Origin of the sequence: Cellulosimicrobium cellulans, assembly GCF_001722485.1 — a bacterium.
GTDB lineage: Bacteria > Actinomycetota > Actinomycetes > Actinomycetales > Cellulomonadaceae > Cellulosimicrobium > Cellulosimicrobium cellulans_A.
Window position 1 is genome coordinate 1 of sequence record NZ_LWGL01000169.1, and the last position, 6382, is coordinate 6382.

The 6382-nt window shown below is 78.0% G+C and carries 3 protein-coding genes; 1 reads left to right on the forward strand and 2 read right to left on the reverse strand.

The window, feature by feature from the left end:
* Both JZ5iCDA_RS14510 and JZ5iCDA_RS14515 read right to left on the reverse strand, forming a co-directional pair.
* A partial coding sequence (locus tag JZ5iCDA_RS14510) for an alkaline phosphatase family protein (RefSeq protein ID WP_139123132.1) occupies positions 1 to 1783 on the reverse strand: 1783 nt, incomplete at its 3' end.
* Positions 1784 to 1821: 38 nt separating this feature from the next.
* Positions 1822 to 2055: a DUF3046 domain-containing protein gene (locus JZ5iCDA_RS14515; RefSeq protein ID WP_069387806.1), complete on the reverse strand. Its 234-nt coding sequence runs from the start codon at positions 2053 to 2055 to the stop codon at positions 1822 to 1824.
* Positions 2056 to 2154: 99 nt separating this feature from the next.
* On the opposite strand from JZ5iCDA_RS14515, the gene JZ5iCDA_RS14520 reads away from it, so the two are divergent.
* Positions 2155 to 6382, forward strand: a 4228-nt coding sequence (locus JZ5iCDA_RS14520) for a DEAD/DEAH box helicase (protein WP_083260041.1), incomplete at its 3' end; no start/stop codon positions are given.

Sequence of the window (6382 nt, forward strand, 5' to 3'; positions counted from 1 at the left end):
TGCCCGGCCGCCCGGCGCGGCGCTCGTGGACGACGACGGCACCGACCGCCGGGTTGGCGAGCAGACCGGGCAGGAGCGCGGGCCAGCGCTCGCGCACCTCGTCCCCGGCGAGACGGCGCGGTGCCCGGGGGAACCACACCATGCCGAGGTTGCCCGACCCGACGACCGCCACCTCGGGCAGCTCCGCGCCTGCCTCGGCCGCGGGCCGTGCGCGCTCGGTGCGGTCGGGCCCGACGAGCATGCGCCCGACGTCGTCCGAGCGGTGCTCGCCGGGGCGCAGGGCGTGGAGCGCGGCGTTCGCGGGCCCCCACTCCTCGGTGTCGGGCGCCGCGGCCCGGCGCCGGCCACCCGGCCTGTCCTCCGACCGGTCGCCCGCGGTCGTGCGTCCCGGCTGCGCCATGAGCCGGCGCACCTCCGCGAGGAACGTGCGGCCGACGACCTGCTCGAACGTCGCCCCCAGCGACTGGCCGTGGTCGGAGAGCACGACGACCTCGTACCGGCGCGGCGCGACGGCGGCCACCTGCTCCCACAGGCCGAGCACGCGGTCGAGCCCCTCGAGGGCCCGCATGGACTCGGGACGCAGCGGGCCGGCGTGGTGGGCGATCTCGTCGTGGTCGACGAGGTCGACGCACACGACCGGGGTACCGCGCACGAGCTGCTCGGCCACGAGCGTGGTGTTGAGGTCGCGCAGCACCACGTTCGTCGCGGCGCGCAGCACGGGGTACCAGCCGAGGCGCGAGACGCGCGGCCGCACGCCGCGCACGGCCTGCTGCCAGCCCTGGTACAGCTCCTTGACGAGCTCGCCCGCCGCCACCACGACGGCACGGACCAGCACGAACGGGCCGGCGAAGAACCGGACGAACGGCTGGCCCGGTCCGAGCCCCGCCGCCGCGCGGCTCATGACGAGCAGCGTGGTCGCCGCGTCGCCGGAGAACATGGTGGACACCGCGGCGCCCCCGCCCGCGAGCAGGCCTGCGCCGTCGCTCGCGCGTGCCTCGACGGCGGCGGCGTCCGCGGGCCGGTTCGTCACGACGAGGCGGCCGAGGTCGCGCGACCACCACCGGAACGCGGGCACGTGCTCGGTCGTGCCGTGCAGGATCCCGAGCGTGCTCGCGGGCGTGGTCGCCGGCACGCGGGTCCACCACGTGGCGAGCCGGTGGCTGCCGCTGCCGAGCCACCGCGCGAGCGTCGGGACGAGCCCCGCCTGCAGGGCGTAGTCGAGCGTGGGCCGCGCCACGCCGTCGAGCATGACGACCAGCATCCCCGCGGGCCGCCCGTCCGGCCCCGGCGCCGAGCCGTCCGTGCCGGGGAGCGGTGCTGACGGCGACCGGTCCGCCCGCCGTCGCGCCCGGCGCAGGAGGTCGCCGAGCACGTACTCGTTGTCGCTCGCGCCGACGAGCCAGCGCCCCACGGCCATGACCACGCCCGCGACGAGGAGCACCGCGAGCACCGCGGCCCACGACGCGGTGCGGAAGCCGGGCAGGTAGGTCAGCGCCGCCCACGCCACGAGCACCTGGGCCGCAACGCCGGACACGAGCGCACCGACGACCCCGAGACCGTGCGCCACCCGCCGCAGCGCGGGGCGCAGTACGACGTCGCCGACACCCACCGCGAGCGCCGCGAGCAGGAGCGAGCCGGCCGCCGTGACGTCGACGCCGGGGACGAGCCACGCCGCGACGCCCAGTCCGGCCGCGGTCGACACGAGGGACCACAGCGCGCCGCGCACGTCCGCCGCGGTCACGGCAGGAGCCCGTCGCCCGGTCCCGCGGCGCGCGTCGGTCATGGGCCCATGATGCGCGACGAGCGACGCCCGTGCGCGGCTCAGCGCGCCGGCGGCGCCTGCCGGTGCTCGTCGCGCCCCCAGCGCTGCGCGTCGGGGACGTCGAGCGCGTCGCACAGCGCGTGCCACACGACGCGCGGCTCCACGCCGTCCTCGACGGCCTGCGCGGCCGTGCGGTCGCCGAGCTCGGTGAGGACCTGATCGCGCGCGAGCGTGCGCCCGTAGGCGTCGCCGAAGACCTCGTCGACCAGCTCCCAGAACTCGCGGTAGCGCACGGCACCAGCCTGCCACGTGCGCGGGGGCGTGGCGCACGGTCCTCTCCGGGCAGCGCCGGTGCCCGGGCGCGTGTGGGTGGTCGCGGCGAGAATGGCCCGGTGACGCCCGCACCGCCCGACCGCCCGCGCGGAACCTCGGCCGGCCCCTCGACCGGCCCCTCGACCGGCGCCGAGGGGGGCGACCCGCTCGCGCGGTTCGCCGCGCCCACGCGCGCGTGGTTCTCGGGGGCGTTCGACGCGCCGACCGCCGCCCAGGCGGGTGCGTGGGACGCGGTGTCGGGCGACCGGCACGCGCTCGTCGTCGCGCCCACCGGCTCGGGCAAGACGCTCGCGGCGTTCCTGTGGTCGCTCGACCGGATCATGACGACGCCGGTGCCCGAGCGCGAGCAGCGCCTGCGCGTGCTGTACGTCTCCCCGCTCAAGGCGCTCGCGGCGGACGTCGAGCGCAACCTGCGCTCCCCGCTCGCGGGCATCCGCCAGGCCGCTGTGCGGCTCGGCCGCGAGGTGCCGGACGTCGTCGTCGGCACGCGCACGGGCGACACGCCCACGACGGAGCGGCGCCGGCTCGCGACGCACCCGCCGGACATCCTCATCACGACGCCGGAGTCGCTGTTCCTCGTGCTCACGTCGCAGGCCCGCGCGGGCCTCGTCGGTGTCGAGACCGTGATCGTCGACGAGATCCACGCCGTCGCGGGGACGAAGCGCGGCGCGCACCTCGCCGTGTCGCTCGAGCGGCTCGACGCGCTGCTCGAGGCGCACGAGCGCCCGCCCGCGCAGCGCGTCGGCCTGTCCGCGACCGTCCGGCCGGTCGAGGCGGTCGCGACGTTCCTCGGCGGGCACCGTCCCGAGGCCGAGGGCGGGCGCGAGGTCGTCGTCGTGCAGCCGCCGGCCACGAAGCGCATCGAGGTCGACGTCGTCGTCCCGGTCCCGGACCTCGCGGACCTGTCGGCGCCCGTCCCGGGCGCGTCGCCGGGAGCCGCGTCGGGCCCCGGTCCCGGCGCACCGGGCGCGACGGCGAGCGGCCCGGACGGCCTCCCGGCGCTCGTCCCGCTCCCGCCCGGCGAGCGGGACCTGTCCGGCCCGGCGACGTCCCGGCCCACCGGGTCGGACCTCGCTCGCCCGGCGCGGCCGTCGGTGTGGCCGCACGTGGAGGAGCGCGTCGTCGACCTCGTGTCGGGGCACCGCTCGACGCTCGTGTTCACGAACTCGCGCCGCGGCGCCGAGCGGCTCACCGCGCGCATGAACGAGCTGTGGGCCGAGCGCCAGGGCGAGGACGTGCTCGACCCCGGGACGGTCACGGCCGCGCAGATCCAGGCGCAGTCGGGCGCGAGCTCCGGCGTCGAGCCCGTCATCGCGCGCGCCCACCACGGGTCCATGAGCCGCGCGGAGCGCACCCGCACCGAGACCGAGCTCAAGGACGGGCGCCTGCCGGCGGTCGTCGCGACGTCGAGCCTCGAGCTCGGCATCGACATGGGCGCGGTCGACCTCGTCGTGCAGGTGGGCGCGCCGCCGTCCGTGGCGTCCGGCCTGCAGCGCATCGGCCGCGCGGGCCACCAGGTGGGCGCCGTCTCGCACGGCGTCGTGTTCCCGACGCACCGCGGCGACCTCGTGCCGTCCGCGGTCGTCGCCGAGCGCATGCGCACGGGCGGCATCGAGGAGCTCCACGTGCTGTCCAACCCGCTCGACGTGCTCGCGCAGCAGGTCGTGGCGATGGTCGCGGTGGACGCCTGGACGGTCGACGAGCTCGCCGCGGTGGTGCGCCGCAGCGCGCCGTACGCGCACCTCGGCGACGCGTCGCTGCACGCCGTGCTCGACATGCTCGCCGGTCGCTACCCGAGCGAGGACTTCGGCGAGCTGCGCGCCCGCATCGTGTGGGACCGTGCGTCGGGGCGCCTCACGGGGCGGCCGGGGGCCCTGCGCCTCGCGGCGACGAGCGGCGGCACGATCCCGGACCGCGGGCTGTACGGGGTGTTCCTCGCGACGGACACCGCGGCCACGACCGGCGGGGACGACGCGGACGGCGACGGGTCGGCCCGCGAGCGCGCCCCGCGCGGCGGCAAGCGCGTCGGCGAGCTCGACGAGGAGATGGTCTACGAGTCGCGCGTGGGCGACACGTTCACCCTCGGCTCGAGCACGTGGCGCATCGAGGACATCACCCCCGACCGCGTGCTCGTCACGCCCGCGCCGGGGATCCCCGGCCGCCTGCCGTTCTGGAAGGGCGACTCCCCCGGCCGCCCCGCCGAGCTCGGCCGCGCGCTCGGCGGCTGGGTGCGCGAGACCGACGCCCTCGTCGCGCGCGACGCCGACGCCGCCCGCGAGCGGCTCGCCCAGGCGGGGCTCGACCCGTGGGCGGCGGACAACCTCGTCTCCTACCTCGACGAGCAGCGCGCGGCGACCGGCCGGGTCCCCGACGACCGCACGGTCGTGGTCGAGCGGTTCCGCGACGAGCTCGGCGACTGGCGCGTCGTCGTGCACTCGCCGTACGGCGCGAAGGTGCACGCGCCGTGGGCGCTCGTGCTCGCCGCGCGGCTGCGCGAGCGGTACGGGGTCGACGCCGCGGCGATGCACGCGGACGACGGGATCGTCCTGCGGCTGCCGGACACGGGAGACTCGTGGCTCGACGCGGCGCCCGCCGAGGCCGACGGCGCAGCCCGCCCGGGCGGGGACGCCCCGGTGCCCGTCGAGGACCTCCTCATCGACGCGGACGAGGTGCTCGACGCCGTGCGCTCCGAGCTCGGCGGGTCGGTGATGTTCGCCTCCCGCTTCCGCGAGGCCGCCGCCCGGGCGCTCCTGCTCCCCCGCCGCCGCCCGGACCGGCGCCAGCCGCTGTGGCAGCAGCGTCAGCGCTCGGCGCAGCTCCTGTCGGTCGCGTCCCAGTACCCCGAGTTCCCCATCGTGCTCGAGGCGGCGCGCGAGTGCCTGCAGGACGACTTCGACGTCGCCGCGCTCACCGGCCTCATGCGCGACCTCGAGCACGGCCGCGTCCGCCTCGTCGAGGTGACGACGCCGACGCCGTCGCCCTTCGCCCAGTCGCTGCTCTTCGGGTACACCGCGCAGTTCCTCTACGACGGCGACGCCCCGCTGGCCGAGCGCCGGGCCGCGGCGCTCTCGCTCGACCCGACGCTGCTGGCCGAGCTGCTCGGCGGCGACGGCGTGAGCGCCCAGCTCGCGGACCTGCTGGACCCGGCGGCGATCGAGCGGACCGAGGCGGAGCTCGGGGCGCTCGCCCCCGAGCGGCAGGCGCGCCACGCCGAGGACCTGTGGGACGTCCTGCGCCGGCTCGGTCCGCTCACCGCCGACGAGCTGGCGGAACGCACCCGCGCGGACGTGCGGGTCGCCGTCGGCGAGTGGCTGCGCGAGCTCGAGTCCGCCCGCCGGGTCATCGCCGTGCGCCTCGCGGGCGTGCCCGACGAGCGCGCGCGCCAGTGGGCGGTCGTCGAGGACGCCGGGCGCCTGCGCGACGCGCTCGGCGTCGCCCTGCCCGTCGGCATCCCCGAGGTGTTCACCGAGCCTGTGCCCGACCCGCTCGGCGACCTCGTGCGCCGGCACGCGCGCACCCGCGGGCCGTTCAGCGCGCACGACCTCGCCGCACGTCTCGGCCTCGGCGTCGCGGTGGTCGTGCACGCCCTCGAGCGGCTCGAGGCGGCCCGGCTCGTCGTGCGCGGGCGCCTGCGCCCGGAGTCGATCGGCGGGACGGGCGACGACTGGTGCGACGCCGAGGTGCTGCGCGTGCTGCGGCGGCGCTCGCTCGCGGCGCTGCGCGCCGAGGTCGAGCCGGTGCCGTCCGAGACGCTCGGCGTGTTCCTCCCGCGCTGGCAGGCGCTGGGCGGGCTGCGCGGGACGGACGGCGTGCTGCGCGTCGTCGAGCAGCTCTCGGGTGCTGCGGTCCCGGCGTCGGCCCTCGAGACGCTCGTGCTGCCCGCGCGCGTCACCGACTACACGCCCACGATGCTCGACGAGCTGACGACCGCGGGCGAGGTCGTCTGGTGCGGCCACGCGGCCCTGCCCGGCTCGGGCGGCGGCGACGGGCTCGTCAGCCTGCACCTGGCCGAGTGGGCGCCGCTCACGCTGCCCGACGAGGCGCCCGTGCCGGACGGCGACCTGCCGCAAACCCTGCTCGACCTCCTGCGCGGCTCGGGCGGGTACTTCCTGCCGGCGCTCGCCGAGCGGGCGGGCGCCGACGTCGGCCCGACGCTCGACGCCCTGTGGGAGCTCGTGTGGTCCGGCCACGTGACGAACGACGGCCTCGGCGCGCTGCGCTCGCGCCTCGGGGCCGCCGGCGGAGCGCACCGAGCCCCGCGCGCGCCCACCCGGGCGCGGCCGATGG